Source organism: Pseudoalteromonas carrageenovora IAM 12662 (assembly GCF_900239935.1).
In the GTDB taxonomy this organism is placed as follows: Bacteria; Pseudomonadota; Gammaproteobacteria; order Enterobacterales; family Alteromonadaceae; genus Pseudoalteromonas; species Pseudoalteromonas carrageenovora.
Genome location: NZ_LT965929.1, coordinates 313,124 through 327,412, shown reverse-complemented (window position 1 = coordinate 327,412; position 14,289 = coordinate 313,124). Strand labels below are relative to the sequence as shown.

The following is a 14,289-nucleotide window of genomic DNA, read 5'->3' as shown; positions in this document are numbered from 1 at the left end:
CTTTTAGCGCTTAAATTTGGGCAAGGTAAAACAACCTTGCCCTTATTTTAATTTAACTACCTAAGCGCTTATTTAAGCTGCCCTTCAACGCCTTCTACGTAAAAGTCCATACCTAGTAAGGTTTTATCATCGATTGTTTGGCCCGCTTTAGTAACCAACTCACCTTGCTGGTTTTTAATTGGACCACTAAATGGATGAAACTCGCCATTAGCAATTTTTGCACTAAGAGCGTCAATTTCAGCGACTACATTGGCAGGAATATCTTTACTCAGTGGCGCTAAACGCGTCATACCAGCGTCTATACCTTTCCATACATCTTGCGATTGCCACTCGTCGTCAAGCACTTGCTGTACACGCTGGGCATAAAACTCATCCCAATGGTGCACAGGTGCCGTAAGGTGCGCTTTTTTACCATAGCCGCTCATATCTGAGTGGTAACCAATCGCGTATATTCCGGCTGCTTCTGCGGCTTGAAGTGGCGCAGGCGAGTCGGTATGTTGAGTAATAATATCAACACCTTGGTCGATTAAGCTGTCGGCAGCTTCGCGCTCTTTACCTGGGTCGAACCAGCTATTAACCCAGACTACTTTTACTTTTGCGTTAGGTTTTACTGAGCGCAGGCCTAAAGTAAACGCGTTAATACCGCGTATTACCTCAGGAATAGGAAACGCGGCAATATAGCCAATACTGTCAGACTTACTCATGTGCCCAGCAATAACACCGGTTAAGTAACGTCCTTCGTAAATACGGTCAAAGTAAGTGCCTACATTTTTAGCGCGTTTATAACCTGTTGCATGCTCAAACTTTACATTAGGAAAACGTTTAGCCACTTTAATGGTCGGGTTCATGTAGCCAAACGAGGTGGTAAATATTAAATCGTGCCCGCTTTTAGCTAATTGTGTAATAACTCGCTCTGCATCGGCGCCCTCAGGTACGCTTTCTACAAAGGTGGTTTCTATTTTTTCGCCAAATTTTTCTTCTAGGTAGTGGCGGCTTACATCGTGTGTGTAGGTCCAACCGGCTTCGCCAATGGGGCTTACATATACAAACCCTACTTTTACGCTGTCTTTTGCAAGTGCACTCGCGCTTAACCCTAAGCTAAGTGCTACGCCAAGCGCTGTTATTAGTTTTTTCATTGTTATTCTCCGTGTTGTATTTTTAATATCCTGTTGAAGGCTTATTTTTACTCTTTATTTAAAGTTTTAATGCCCTTTGTGCCACGGTTTCCCTAGCCACATGGGTTCGTACATTTTTAGTTTTTGTTTATTTTTACTTAGCATAATCAATACGATAAGCGTTGCACCATAAGGCAGCATGGCCAGTAAATTAGAATCAATCGCTAAGCCAAATGCCTGTGCCACTAAGTGCATAATGCTGGCAAAACCAAATAAATAAGCGCCGAGCATTACCCGCTCAATTCGCCAGCTTGCAAAAACCACTAAAGCCAGCGCTATCCAGCCACGCCCTGATGTCATGTTTTGTGTCCAAAGCGGTGTGTAAGCAAGTGACAAATACGCCCCTGCAATACCCGCTAATGCGCCGCCAAACATCACCGCTAAATAACGAGTACGCATTACTGGTAAACCTAGGTTATTGCCTACACCTGGGCTTTCGCCAATAGCACGTACTGCAAGCCCTGCTCGATGATGTTTAAAAAATAAATAAGCACCTAGCACTAACGCCCAGCTTAAATACACAATGGCATCTTGCGAAAATAGCGCTTTGCCCAGTACCGGAATATGCTCAAACCCAGCAATTGCTAAAGTAGGTAAAGCATTAATGGTTTTTCCCTCATAGTCGGCGCCTAAAAAGGCCGACAAACCCGTGCCAAAAATAGTGAGCGCCAATCCTGCTGCCACTTGGCTGGCATTTAAATTAAGTGCTACAAACGCAAATACTAACGACGCCATAATCCCCACAAGCGCAGCCACACTAAAGCCTATAAGTAGGTTGTCGCACTGGTACATGGTTATAAATCCTGCCACCGCACCGAGCAGCATCATGCCCTCTTGCCCAAGGTTAAGTGTGCCGCTTTTCTCACATACCATTTCACCTAGTGCCACCAGCAATAAAGGCGTACCGGTACGAATAGTGGCGTATAAAATATTAGTAATAACCTCTAAATCCATTTTTATGACTCCTGTGCAATAGGGGTTAGCTGCGTTTTTTGTTGTTTAAATGGCAGCGATAATTTAATGCGATAACCAATAAGCACATCGCACGAGAGTAAATAAAACAGCATTAACCCCTGAAAAATACCGGTAATCGCATTGGGCAAACCTATGTTTATTTGCGCCATTTCCCCGCCCATATAAATAAGCCCCATTAATAGCCCTGCCAAGGTAATACCCAGAGGATGTAAGCGCCCCAAAAAGGCTACAATAATCGCTGCGTAACCATATCCGGGTGATATTTTCGGCACTAATTGCCCAATAGGCCCAGCCACTTCGCCAGCTCCCGCAAGCCCTGCTAATCCGCCACTAATCACTAATACACCGGCAATTAAAAACGCGCGTTTATAGCCCGCCATTTTGGCAGCAGATGCATCAAGCCCGAGTACTTGAATTTGAAAACCCACAAAGGTTTTACTAATAAACACCCATGTTGCACACAGCGCTAATAGCGCAAAAGCCAGCCCTAAGTGAAGTCGAGTGCCGTCAAAAATCACCGGCAGTAAAGTGCTATCGCCAAAGAGCGCGCTTTCAGGAAAGTTATAACCGTGAGGGTCTTTCAATGGCCCATGAACAGCCCACAGCAATACATTTACTGCTATGTAATTGAGCATAATGGTGACTAAAATTTCGTTGGTGTTTAAACGTAATTTCATAAATGCAGCAAGGCCTGCCCACAACATGCCACCGGCAATACCCGCAAGTAATGTAAGCGGTAATGCAAATGCACTTGTAGAATCAACAAAGTTAACAGCTACGGCACTAGCGCATACGCCGCCAATAAGTAGCTGCCCTTCAGCGCCGATATTCCACACCGAGGCTCTGTAGCACAGTGCTAATCCATAAGCACACAGTAAAATAGGTGTGGTCATTACTAATAACTCTGTAACGCCGTACCAATCAGCAATAGGTGCTACAAGTAACGTATATAAGGCATTAAGCGGATCGTGCCCTAGTAAGGCAAACACCACATAACCTGTTATTAATGTAAGTAAAATGGCTAAAACAGGAGAGAGATAGCTCCAACTTTTTGAGCGCTCTACCCGTGGCTCAAGCTTTATCATGCTAGCGCCCCTTGCGGTGTTATTTGTGTTGTGTTGTTTTTAAGGTCGTGATTAAAATCGCCCGCCATCCATTGCCCTAATTGCACAAGCGGTACACAGTCGGTATCTAAAATAGGAGAGAGTTTGCCATCGCAAATTGCGCCAATTCGGTCGCAAATTTTATAGAGCTCGTCTAAGTCTTCTGAAATAACCAGCACCGCACAGCCTTCGTCGCGAAGCGTTAAAATAGCTTCGTGAATTGCCACTTGCGCGCCAATATCTACACCCCATGTTGGGTGCGACATTACTAACAATTGTGGGTTTTGCTCGACCTCTCGGCCAATAATAAATTTTTGTAAGTTACCACCAGAAAGGCTTAGTGCATGCGTGCGGTTACTTGGGGTTTTTACTTTGTATTTTTTTATAATTTTGTCGGCGAGTTGGCTAATTTTTTGTTTTACTAAAAAGCCGTTTTTAACTAAACCACTATCAAAACTAGTAAGTAGTGCGTTTTGAGCTAAGTCCATATCGGGTACTGCGCCGCGCCCTAGCCTGTCCTCTGGTACACAGGCAAGCCCGAGCCTGCGCCTTTTTAATGGGCATAACGCATCAACTACGGTATTTTTAAATTTGATAGCGCTACTGTTTTCTTGTATTTCCTCACCCGAGAGCGCTTTTAATAGCTCTTCTTGCCCATTACCAGCTACGCCTGCAATACCCACTATTTCGCCTTGCTGTACGGCAAAGTTAATATTTTTTAGTGGCGTGTCGAATAGTGCCTGCGCATTGGTTGATAAATTATTGACCGTTAAAAAATCACCTGTGCCTCTCGCTCTGCGCGTTTGGTTACTTATTGGTGTGCTATCGCCAACCATTAAGCGGGCTATTGATTCGCTGGTTTCGTTTTTAGGAATGCAATGCCCACTTACTTTGCCACCGCGTAAAATAGTCGCGCTGTCGCACAGCTCAATAACTTCATGCAATTTATGACTAATAAACAGTACCGAACAGCCTTCTTTTTTTAAAGAATGGAGCGTTTTAAACAGTGCATCTACTTCTTGAGGAGTGAGTACAGAGGTAGGCTCATCCAGAATAAGTAGCTGAATATCTAATAATAAACACCTGACTATTTCTACCCGTTGGCGCTCGCCTGTTGAAAGCGTAGACACCAACCTGTGTGGGTCAAGCGGCATACCGTACCTAGCCGATGTTTTACTAATTCTGCTAGCAAGCGAACTACTGTGCCCTGCTAAATCACCCAGTGCTAACGCTATATTTTGCGCCACGGTTAGAGTTTCAAATAATGAGAAATGTTGAAACACCATACCTATGCCTAATTCGCGGGCATCTGCGGGTTCTTTTATGTTCATTACTCTGCCATTAAAAAACATGTCCCCTTGGTCAGGTTTAACTACACCGTAAAGCATTTTCATTAACGTACTTTTACCCGCGCCGTTTTCACCAAGCAGGGCATGTACCTCACCATGTTTTATTTTTATTGTTACGCCGTCGTTGGCTATACATCCGGGGTAGTGCTTTGTCATTCCCTGCATAGTAAGGCGGTATTTATTGTCCATTATTTAAACCTTTCTTTGTGCTTGTTGGTTAAATAAGCTAGCCTAGAAACTTAGCTGACCAAGCGGTCAACAATGGCATGGTATCTGCAATTAACTTACCAAGATGAAAAAGTTTTTTTCTTAGCAGTACCAAAACAACAAGAAAAAATATACGCCAAGCCTTTACATATCAGGGCTTTATAAAAGTTAAGGGGGTCTGTGTGATTACGTTTTTATTAAATGACACGCCAATAGAAGTAGAAGAATGCGCGCCGAATCTCACCATTTTGGACTGGCTTCGCACCAAAAAAGGGAAAATGGGCACCAAAGAAGGGTGTGCTACAGGCGATTGCGGCGCGTGCACAATTTTAGTTGGCGAAGAAAAACTAAACTCAAACGGTAACCCAGTTTGGCACTACCAAACCATGAACAGCTGCCTGCTTTTATTAGGCAATGCACACGCAAAACATATAGTAACCGTAGAGGCTGTAACAACGGGGCTTTACCCAACCCTTGATGACTTACACCCAGTACAACGCGCATTGGTTGAGTGCCATGGTTCGCAATGTGGTTTTTGTACCCCTGGCATAATAATGAGCATGTTGGCGCTTTATATTAATAACCCGAGTTACCCGGGTAAAAAAGCCGCTATTCATGCTTTAGGTGGCAACTTGTGCCGTTGTACTGGCTACAGCCCTATTTTACTAGCGGTAGAAAAAGCCTACAGCTATGAGCGCAAAAATGAGCCTTACTCAGCCATGGCAGCTCAGTTTAAAGCCTCACTTAATACGCAACATGATGACGATGTTCCATTTTTAAAAAATGGCCCTCGCAAATTCTACTTGCCACAAAATGCTAAGCAGCTTGTTGAACTAAAAGCGCTTTACCCGCATGCACACTTGGTTGCTGGTGGCACCGACTTTGCCATTGAGCTTAGCCAAAACATGCTGTTGCCCGATATTATTATATCGCTTAGCCAAACCAGTGAGCTGTGCACTTTAAGCGATAACAACGGCGAGCTACATATTGGTGCAGCACTACCTTACAGCCAATTTGTTGAAGCGTTTTACACTTACTACCCTGAGTCTAAAGAGCTGTTTGAACGCCTTGGATCTAACCAAGTACGTAACAGTGGCACCTTAGGTGGCAGCATAGGAAATGCCTCTCCTATTGGCGATCCAGCCCCATTATTAATTGCACTTAATGCCACTATGGATTTATTAAGCGCAGCAGGCACACGCACTATAAACGTGGCCGACTACTTTGTTGATTACAAAAAAACAGTCATTAAAAGCGATGAAGTAATTAGCAAAATTACAGTGCCAAAACGTCCAGACTCGTTAAAGCTTGCGTGTCATAAAATTTCAAAACGCTTTGAAGATGATATATCTACTGTGTGTTTAGTGCTGGCTATAGAGCAAGCACAAGGTTTAATTAGCACTGCCCGCTGCGCCATGGGCGGTATGGCTGCCATACCAAAACGCGCAGCGCACATAGAGCAAAAGCTTAATGCTCAGACCTTACAAGTAAGCACGTTTATAGATGCCGCTAGTGCTATAAATGATGACTTTGCTCCCATGAGCGATGTACGCAGCAGCGCACATTACCGCACTACGGTAAGCAAAAACTTGCTACAGCGTATTGGTATTGAGTTTTGTGGTGCACAGCCAAGCAGTAAAAATAATAACAACATTGCCATTACGAGGATCTCACATGCGTCACTTTGAAATGGATAAACTAAAAGCCCAAGGCGGAAGCGTTGGCCAATCTAAGTATCACGAAAGCGCAATAAAACAAGTATGTGGCAATGCAAACTACGCCGACGATAACCCAGAGCCCCATGGCTGCTTGCACGCCTATCCTGTGCTTGCGCCTATTGCCAGCGGCTTTATTAAATCAATTGATAAAAGTAAAGCGCTTGAAGTGGCAGGCGTTAAACGTATTTTATCGGCCGATGATGTACCCGGTAAGCTTGATATTGGCCCAGTATTCCCTGGGGATGTACTGCTGACCAGTCATGAAATTCAATACCACGGACAACCAGTGCTGGTAGTGGTTGCCGACAGCTACGCCATTGCGCGCCGCGCAGCACGCTTGGTGGTTATAGAGTGCGAGCAAACCACCCCCATACTTGATATTAAAGAAGCCATAAAAAAAGAGCATTGGGTAAGGCCGCCACACTCACTTAACCGCGGTAATAGCGAGCAAGCAATAAATAATGCAGCCCACCAACTTAAAGGCGAAATACACATAGGCGGGCAAGAACACTTTTACCTTGAGGGGCAAATAGCACTTGCTCAGCCCGACAATGACGGTGGGATTCATGTGCAATGTTCTACGCAGCACCCAACAGAGGTGCAGCACTTAGTTGCTAAAATTTTAAAAAAGCCATTTAGCTTTGTAAACGTAGAAACCCGCCGTATGGGCGGAGCCTTTGGCGGTAAAGAAACCCAAGGCGCGCCGTGGGCTTGCCTTGCAGCGCTTGCAGTTTACCACCTTGGCTGCGCCGTTAAAATGCGCCTAGCCCGCAGCGACGACTTTAAACTTACCGGTAAGCGCCACCCATTTTATAACCAATACCATGTAGGGTTTGACGAAAATGGCCTTATTGAAGGCGCTGATGTAACCGTAAATGGGTTTTGTGGTTATTCGCCTGATTTATCTGATGCCATTGTAGACCGCGCAATGTTTCATGCAGATAATGCTTATTACTACCCAGCTGCCACCATTAAGGGGAATCGCTGTAAAGTAAACACCGTAAGTCACACTGCGTTTAGAGGATTTGGTGGACCGCAAGGCATGATTATGGGCGAGCTAATAATGGACGACATAGCCGCTAAATTAGGTAAAGATCCACTTGAGATCCGAAAGCTTAATTTATACAAAAAAGGCCGCGACACTACGCCGTATCATCAAACAGTAGAGCAGCATATTTTAAAAGATATGATAAGCCAGCTTGAGGAGTCGGGTGATTACTGGGCGCGAAAAAAGGCAATTAAAGCCTTTAATGCATCATCGCCCATTATCAAAAAAGGCCTTGCGATGACGCCGGTAAAATACGGTATATCGTTTACTGTACAGCACTTAAACCAGGCGGGTGCACTTGTGCATGTATATAGCGATGGCTCGATACATTTAAACCATGGCGGCACCGAAATGGGCCAAGGGCTTAATACAAAAATAGCGCAAATAGTAGCCCATGGCTTTGGCGTTGATTTTGACGCAGTAAGCATAAGCGCTACTCGTACCGACAAAGTACCAAACACCTCGCCAACAGCAGCTTCAAGCGGGACTGACTTAAACGGCATGGCGGCGCTAAACGCGGTAAATACTATAAAAGAGCGTTTAATAAACTTTATAAGTGAGCACTTTGAAGTAGACAGCCAAAGTATTGTATTTAAAGATAACCTCATTACCTTTAGTAAAGGCGAAATTAGCTTTAGCGAACTTGCAAACCTTGCTTACATGAATCGAATATCGCTTTCATCAACCGGTTATTACGCCACACCTAAAATTCATTACGATAGAGCGAAAGGCGAAGGCCGGCCATTTTTTTACTACGCACACGGCGTAGCACTCAGTGAAGTAGAAGTAGATACGCTGACAGGCGAAAACACCGTAACCCGCGTTGATATACTGCACGATGTGGGCAGCTCAATTAATCCTGCACTTGATATAGGCCAAATTGAAGGCGCTTTTGTGCAAGGTATGGGCTGGCTTACCACCGAAGACTTACAATGGAATGATAAAGGCCAGCTTGCAAGCTTTGGCCCTGCTAACTATAAAATTCCTGCAATTGGCGATACCCCTGCCGAATTTAATGTAAATTTATATAACTCGGCCAATCCAGAAACCACGGTATTTAGATCAAAAGCGGTTGGCGAGCCGCCGTTTATGTTGGCCTTTAGTGTGTGGAGTGCTATTCGTAATGCTATAAGCAGTGTGGCCGATTACAAATACACCGCCCCACTTGATACACCTGCCACACCTGAGCGTGTATTAAATGCAATTGAGCAAACCGCTAGCAGGTTTAAGGAGCAGCAACATGGCTAATTTAAATGAATCGTTTCAGGGTTTTCATACGCAAAATTGGGCGCAAGCTATAAACGAGCACGAACAAAGCGGCACTAACTATGTTATTGCCACTGTGCTTGGCACCAATGGCTCAACCCCACGTGGTACAGGCTCTAAAATGGTAATAAGCGGCGAGCACATTTACGACACCCTTGGCGGTGGTCACCTTGAATACGTAGTAATAGAAAAAGCCCGCGAGCTACTTGCTAAAGGCGAGGCAGCCCAAGTGATAGAGCAATTTAACCTAGGCGCAAATTTAGGCCAGTGCTGCGGCGGAGCTGCCACAGTGATGCTTGAGTGCATGCAATGCGAGCGCTTTACCCTCGACATATACGGCGCAGGCCATGTAGCACAGGCGCTTATTGGTATATTGGCACAGCTGCCTATGCGTATACGTTGGATAGATAGCCGCGCCGATGTATTCCCACAGAACATTCCTAATAACGTAGTAAAAGTGGTTGATGAAGAACCAATAGAGCAAGTAAAACGCGCCCCTAAAGCTAACAATTACTTAATATTAACCCATAACCACCAGCTCGATTTTGCACTCACACAAGCCATTATTAAACGCGCTGATGCCAATTGGCTTGGCGTAATTGGCTCAGATACCAAAGCAAAACGCTTTAAGCAGCGCTTAGCTCATCGCGATTTTACCACCGAGCAAATAAAGCAAATGGTCTGCCCTGTTGGGCTAGAAAATGTAACGGGCAAGCTCCCTATGGAAGTGGCAATATCAATTAGCGGGCAGTTAATTGGCCTTTATCAGGCTATGCAAACCCATGCGCCTAAACGCCAAGGTGTGCAATGGCGTGCACTTAAAAATGCCCTAATTAGCACCACGCAAGAGGAAGAAAACGCATGAGTAGCTTAAAAATTAACAACCTAAATGAAGCGCAAGCGTATCAAGCCTTAGAGCATTGCTGCGCCGCCCCTAATTGGGTAAGCGGTATGCTAAATACCATGCCATTTGAAAATAAAGAGCACCTATTTCAGAGCGCTCAAAGCGCATGGGATAGCCTAGGTGAGAGCGATTATTTAGCCGCTTTTGAAGGCCACCCGCAAATAGGCGATTTATCAACTTTAAGTAAAAAGTACGCCGCTACAGCGCAAAAAGCGGGGCACGAACAATCAGGCATGAGTAAAGCAAACGAGCAAACCCTAAAAAAAATGATTGCGCTAAATAAAGAATACCTCAGTAAATTTGGCTTTATATTTATTGTGTGTGCCAGTGGTAAAAGTGCTGAGCAAATGCTTGAACTTATTGAGCAGCGTATACACAACACCCGCAGCACAGAGCTTAATATAGCCGCGGGCGAACAAGCCAAAATAACAAAAATAAGATTGGAGTCATTGCTATGAATAAGAGCCCTATCACTACCCATATTCTCGATACCAGCACAGGTAAACCTGCAGCAAATGTAGCTGTACAATTGTTTTTACTCACTAATAACGAGTGGCAATTAATTGCTCAAGGTAAAACAAATAGCGACGGGCGAATTACCGACTGGCTCAACATAGACGTAGAGTTTGCAACCTATAAACTGGTTTTTGACTTAGACAGCTATTATGAAAACCAAGAAAAACCTGCGTTTTACCCAGAGGCGCAAATTACCTTTAGATTACAAGATAAAAAACACCATCATATTCCGTTATTGCTTAGCCCATTTGGCTACTCAACGTACAGAGGCAGCTAATTATGAGCACGCAAAATAATAATAAAATAACCGTAATTTGTGCCAACATACTCGATTTTGTTGACGACCCAGCCATAGCCGGCGACAACGCCCATCGCTATTTTGAAAAAGGCGCGTTAGTTATTCAAAATGGCAAAGTGGTTAACCTTGGTTACGAGCAAGAGATACTTCCAAGCATTGATAAGTCAGCCACTATTATTCGCCACGATGGCAAATTGGTTATGCCCGGCATGATAGACACGCACATACATTTGCCGCAAACCGAAATGGTCGGCGCGTATGGCGAGCAGCTTTTAAGCTGGCTCACCGAATATGCCTTCCCAACCGAAAAAAAGTTTACCTGTGAGCATTATTCAAAAGACATATCTAACCGCTTTTTAGACGAGCTACTGCGTAACGGCACCACCACCGCGTTAGTATTTGGCACTGTGCACCCGCAATCGGTGGATGCATTTTTTAACGAATCACAAAAACGTAATTTACGCATGATTGCCGGTAAGGTGATGATGGACCGAAACTGCCCTGACGATTTATCAGATTGCGCGCAAACTAGTTACGATCAATCAAAAGCACTTATAGAAAAATGGCACAATGTTGATAGATTAAGCTATGCGGTCACGCCACGTTTTGCGCCTACATCAACCCCTGAACAACTACAAAAATGTACTCAATTATTAGAAGAATACCCCGACACCTACCTGCATACACACTTATCTGAAAACAAAGACGAGTGCGAATGGGTAAAAGGGTTATTTCCTGAAGCCGAAGATTACCTTGGCGTTTATGAGCAAGCTAAAATGGTGCGTAAACGCTCGGTATTTGCCCATAGTATTCATTTATCTGAACGTGAGCTTTGCTGTCTTGCAGATCAGGGCGCAGCTATATCGCACTGCCCTACCTCTAACTTATTTTTAGGCTCGGGCTTATTAAATTTAAAAGCTTGTGAAGAGCACGGAATAAACGTGGGTATGGGTACCGATGTAGGCGCAGGCACAAGTTTTTCTATGCTACAAACAGGTAACGAAGCGTACAAAATTCAACAGTTACAAGGGCAAAAGTTCTCGGCATTTAAAGGACTGTATTTAGCCACCCTTGGCGGTGCACGTGCACTTGATTTAGAAGGCACAATAGGTAACTTTGCAATAGGCTGCGAAGCCGACTTTATTGTCATGGATTACGCGGCCACCTCATTTTTAAAATTCAGAATTGGCCATGCAAAAACCCTGCACGAGCAGCTTTTTGCCATGATGATGCTAGGCGATGACCGCTGCATAGAGCAAACCTACATCATGGGTAAAAGCGTGTATAAGCGCGATGATAATAATCAATTTTCAGACACCCGCTCACCGCAATTAGAAGAGGCTTAACCTAATGGAAAACTATTTTTTTGAGCTTGCTCATTTAGTGCTGCGTTATTTTCATGTTATTGCGGGCATAGCGTGGATTGGGGCGTCGTTTTATTTTGCGTGGCTTGATAATAACTTACAAACCCCACCACAGTGGAAACAAGACAAAGGCATAAAAGGCGATTTATGGGCCGTACACGGCGGTGGCTTTTACGAAGTGGCTAAGTATCAAAATGGCCCTGAACAAATGCCCCACACCCTGCACTGGTTTAAATGGGAAGCCTACACAACCTGGATCACCGGTATTTTATTATTTAGCTTACTTTATTATGTTGGCGCCGATGTTTACCTAATTGATAACAGCAAAAGTGAGCTAAGTAAATTTGCCGCTATTGGCGCGTCGCTTGGCTTTATTGGCTTAGGTTATGGTGTTTATCGATTATTGTGCAAAACCCCGCTCGTTGAAAACGGTAAAGCGTTTATTGCTGTGGTTATTGGCATATTGGCCCTTTGGACTTACGGGGTTGACCAGCTATTTAGTGACCGCGCTGTGTATATTCATGTAGGTGCGCTTATTGGTACGTGTATGGTTGGCAATGTGTACCACATAATTATGCCAGGGCAGCGCTACATGGTAAGCGAAGTAGAAGCTGGCCGTATTCCCGATTCCGCACCGGGTTTAAAAGCAAAGCTGTGCTCTATTCATAATAACTACGCCACGTTACCTGTGGTATTTATTATGCTGAGCAACCACTTTCCTTACACCTACAGCCACAGCTTTGGCTGGCTTATATTAATTGCGTTATTTGGTATTGGCATGTGGATACGCCATTACTTTAACTTAAAGCACCAAGGCGTTAATAAACCTTCGGTACTTATAAGTGGTATTGCCGCCTTTTTTGCCCTAATGCTAGCTATAGCTCCATGGCCTAGCAGCCCAACAATTACAGGCGAAAGCGCGCCTTTACAAGCAAGCATTACCGACACTCAAGCGTGGGAAATAATCAGCAAGCACTGTACACAGTGCCACAGTGAAACACCCACCTCTGAGCTTTTTCAAACAGCGCCGCTTGGCTTTAAGCTCGACTCTATTAATGATGTAAAAAAAGCCAGCACGCTTATTCATACCCGCGCGGTTATAACCAAAGACATGCCATTGGCAAATATGACCAAAATGACTGATGCAGAGCGCGAAACGCTAGGCTCTTGGCTCACAGCGCTTAAAAAGGAGCAATAACATGAGCGAGCAATTTAAACACTACCCGCGCGATTTAGTTGGTTATGGCTCACAGGTGCCCCATGCAAATTGGCCCAATAAAGCCCGTATTGCTGTGCAAGTGGTATTAAATTACGAAGAAGGCGGCGAAAACTGTGTACTGCATGGTGATGCAGCGGCTGAAACGTTTTTGTCTGAAATAGTCAGTGCCCCACATGTAGAAGACCGCCATATAAGCATGGAGTCCATTTACGAATATGGCTCGCGAGCAGGTGTATGGCGTTTACTTAAACTCTTTAAAAAATACGATATACCGGTCACCATTTTTGCCGTGGCGATGGCCCTTGAGCGCCACCCTGATATTGCTAAAGCCTTTGTTGATGCTGGGCACGAAATTGCAAGCCATGGCCTACGCTGGATTAATTATCAACATATAGATAAGCAAACCGAGCGCGAGCACATGCAAAAAGCCATTGAAATAATTCAAGCGCTTAGTGGTAAAAAGCCCAAAGGCTGGTATACCGGGCGTACAAGCCCCAATACTGCAGCCCTTGTGGTAGAAAATGGCTCGTTTTTATATGACGCTGACGATTACAGCGACGACTTACCCTTTTACAGTATTAAAGAAGGTAAACCACAGTTAATAGTACCTTACACCCTTGATGTAAACGACATGCGCTTTGCTGCTGTGCAAGGCTTTAATGCCGGCGATCAGTTTTATAATTATTTAAAAGATGCCTTTGATACGCTTTATGACGAAGGCGACCCACAAGGTGAAAATGCCCCAAAAATGATGTCGATAGGTTTGCATTGCCGCTTAATTGGCCGTCCTGGGCGCATTAAAGCCCTAGCGCGGTTTTTAGAATATGCCAGCTCGCATGAGCAGGTATGGTTTGCCACGCGCGAGCAAATCGCCGAGCACTGGCTTAAAACCCATCCGTATAATACCAATCCGCAATAATACTTAATCATTTTCAGGGGCTAAACGTGTCGCTATCTGCGTTAAAAAATTCTCATTTAGAACAACTAAATAGCGAATTTTTTGCCTTGCTATCAACACGTTTATCCATCCTCAAAATAGATCTCTTAATTATGCGGTTTGGTATAAAAAAGCCTAGATGTGAGTCGTTCAAACTAAACTCTAAGAGCTTATTAGATTTATCGTAAAATAAAAAAAGCCCAGCAGTGC

The 14,289-nt window shown here is 44.4% G+C and carries 12 protein-coding genes; 8 read left to right on the top strand and 4 right to left on the bottom strand.

Going from position 1 to position 14,289, the window contains the following annotated elements:
* Positions 1–68: 68 nt before the first annotated feature.
* From ALFOR1_RS17790 to ALFOR1_RS17775, 4 genes are all read right to left on the bottom strand, one after another.
* A complete protein-coding gene (locus ALFOR1_RS17790; protein ID WP_058547801.1) occupies positions 69–1,136 on the bottom strand; it encodes a BMP family ABC transporter substrate-binding protein in 1,068 nt (355 codons plus the stop codon).
* Positions 1,137–1,202: 66 nt separating this feature from the next.
* Positions 1,203–2,129, bottom strand: a complete 927-nt coding sequence (locus ALFOR1_RS17785) for an ABC transporter permease (RefSeq protein ID WP_058547802.1) — start codon at positions 2,127–2,129, stop codon at positions 1,203–1,205.
* 2 nt (positions 2,130–2,131) lie between these two features.
* A complete protein-coding gene (locus ALFOR1_RS17780) occupies positions 2,132–3,235 on the bottom strand; it encodes an ABC transporter permease (RefSeq protein ID WP_104643897.1) in 1,104 nt (367 codons plus the stop codon).
* Positions 3,232–4,791, bottom strand: coding sequence for an ABC transporter ATP-binding protein (locus ALFOR1_RS17775; protein ID WP_104643896.1), 1,560 nt, complete (start codon positions 4,789–4,791; stop codon positions 3,232–3,234). The genes ALFOR1_RS17780 and ALFOR1_RS17775 overlap by 4 nt, the downstream gene beginning before the upstream one ends.
* Positions 4,792–4,991: 200 nt before the next feature.
* On the opposite strand from ALFOR1_RS17775, the gene xdhA reads away from it, so the two are divergent.
* Genes xdhA through puuE form a run of 8 tightly spaced genes read left to right on the top strand, consistent with a single transcriptional unit; the run spans position 4,992 to position 14,061 of the window.
* Entirely contained in the window at positions 4,992–6,497 is a 1,506-nt protein-coding gene (xdhA, locus tag ALFOR1_RS17770; RefSeq protein WP_104643895.1) for a xanthine dehydrogenase small subunit, read from the top strand.
* Positions 6,484–8,823, top strand: a complete 2,340-nt coding sequence (gene xdhB, locus ALFOR1_RS17765; protein WP_104643894.1) for a xanthine dehydrogenase molybdopterin binding subunit — start codon at positions 6,484–6,486, stop codon at positions 8,821–8,823. Before xdhA ends, xdhB begins: the two co-directional genes overlap by 14 nt.
* Complete coding sequence (gene xdhC, locus ALFOR1_RS17760) at positions 8,816–9,706, top strand: xanthine dehydrogenase accessory protein XdhC (RefSeq protein WP_104643893.1); 891 nt, start codon at positions 8,816–8,818, stop codon at positions 9,704–9,706. The genes xdhB and xdhC overlap by 8 nt, the downstream gene beginning before the upstream one ends.
* Positions 9,703–10,203, top strand: a complete 501-nt coding sequence (gene uraD / locus ALFOR1_RS17755; RefSeq protein ID WP_104643892.1) for a 2-oxo-4-hydroxy-4-carboxy-5-ureidoimidazoline decarboxylase — start codon at positions 9,703–9,705, stop codon at positions 10,201–10,203. The genes xdhC and uraD overlap by 4 nt, the downstream gene beginning before the upstream one ends.
* The gene (gene uraH, locus ALFOR1_RS17750) at positions 10,200–10,538 is read left to right on the top strand and encodes a hydroxyisourate hydrolase (protein ID WP_104643891.1); all 339 of its coding nucleotides are present in this window, start codon (positions 10,200–10,202) and stop codon (positions 10,536–10,538) included. The genes uraD and uraH overlap by 4 nt, the downstream gene beginning before the upstream one ends.
* A 2-nt stretch (positions 10,539–10,540) precedes the next feature.
* Positions 10,541–11,905: a guanine deaminase gene (gene guaD, locus ALFOR1_RS17745; RefSeq protein ID WP_104643890.1), complete on the top strand. Its 1,365-nt coding sequence runs from the start codon at positions 10,541–10,543 to the stop codon at positions 11,903–11,905.
* 4 nt (positions 11,906–11,909) lie between these two features.
* The gene (locus tag ALFOR1_RS17740; RefSeq protein WP_104643889.1) at positions 11,910–13,121 is read left to right on the top strand and encodes a urate hydroxylase PuuD; all 1,212 of its coding nucleotides are present in this window, start codon (positions 11,910–11,912) and stop codon (positions 13,119–13,121) included.
* Between the two features lies 1 nt (position 13,122).
* The gene (gene puuE / locus ALFOR1_RS17735; RefSeq protein ID WP_104643888.1) at positions 13,123–14,061 is read left to right on the top strand and encodes an allantoinase PuuE; all 939 of its coding nucleotides are present in this window, start codon (positions 13,123–13,125) and stop codon (positions 14,059–14,061) included.
* The last annotated feature ends 228 nt before the right edge of the window (positions 14,062–14,289 follow it).

Excerpts from the sequence above, each read along its gene's own strand:
- ALFOR1_RS17740 (WP_104643889.1), top strand. The coding sequence starts at position 11,910 with ATGGAAAACTATTTTTTTGAGCTTGCTCATTTAGTGCTGCGTTATTTT.
- uraD (WP_104643892.1), top strand. The coding sequence starts at position 9,703 with ATGAGTAGCTTAAAAATTAACAACCTAAATGAAGCGCAAGCGTATCAA.
- ALFOR1_RS17790 (WP_058547801.1), bottom strand. The coding sequence starts at position 1,136 with ATGAAAAAACTAATAACAGCGCTTGGCGTAGCACTTAGCTTAGGGTTA.
- puuE (WP_104643888.1), top strand. The coding sequence starts at position 13,123 with ATGAGCGAGCAATTTAAACACTACCCGCGCGATTTAGTTGGTTATGGC.
- uraH (WP_104643891.1), top strand. The coding sequence starts at position 10,200 with ATGAATAAGAGCCCTATCACTACCCATATTCTCGATACCAGCACAGGT.
- xdhB (WP_104643894.1), top strand. The coding sequence starts at position 6,484 with ATGCGTCACTTTGAAATGGATAAACTAAAAGCCCAAGGCGGAAGCGTT.
- ALFOR1_RS17785 (WP_058547802.1), bottom strand. The coding sequence starts at position 2,129 with ATGGATTTAGAGGTTATTACTAATATTTTATACGCCACTATTCGTACC.
- guaD (WP_104643890.1), top strand. The coding sequence starts at position 10,541 with ATGAGCACGCAAAATAATAATAAAATAACCGTAATTTGTGCCAACATA.
- ALFOR1_RS17775 (WP_104643896.1), bottom strand. The coding sequence starts at position 4,791 with ATGGACAATAAATACCGCCTTACTATGCAGGGAATGACAAAGCACTAC.
- xdhC (WP_104643893.1), top strand. The coding sequence starts at position 8,816 with ATGGCTAATTTAAATGAATCGTTTCAGGGTTTTCATACGCAAAATTGG.
- ALFOR1_RS17780 (WP_104643897.1), bottom strand. The coding sequence starts at position 3,235 with ATGATAAAGCTTGAGCCACGGGTAGAGCGCTCAAAAAGTTGGAGCTAT.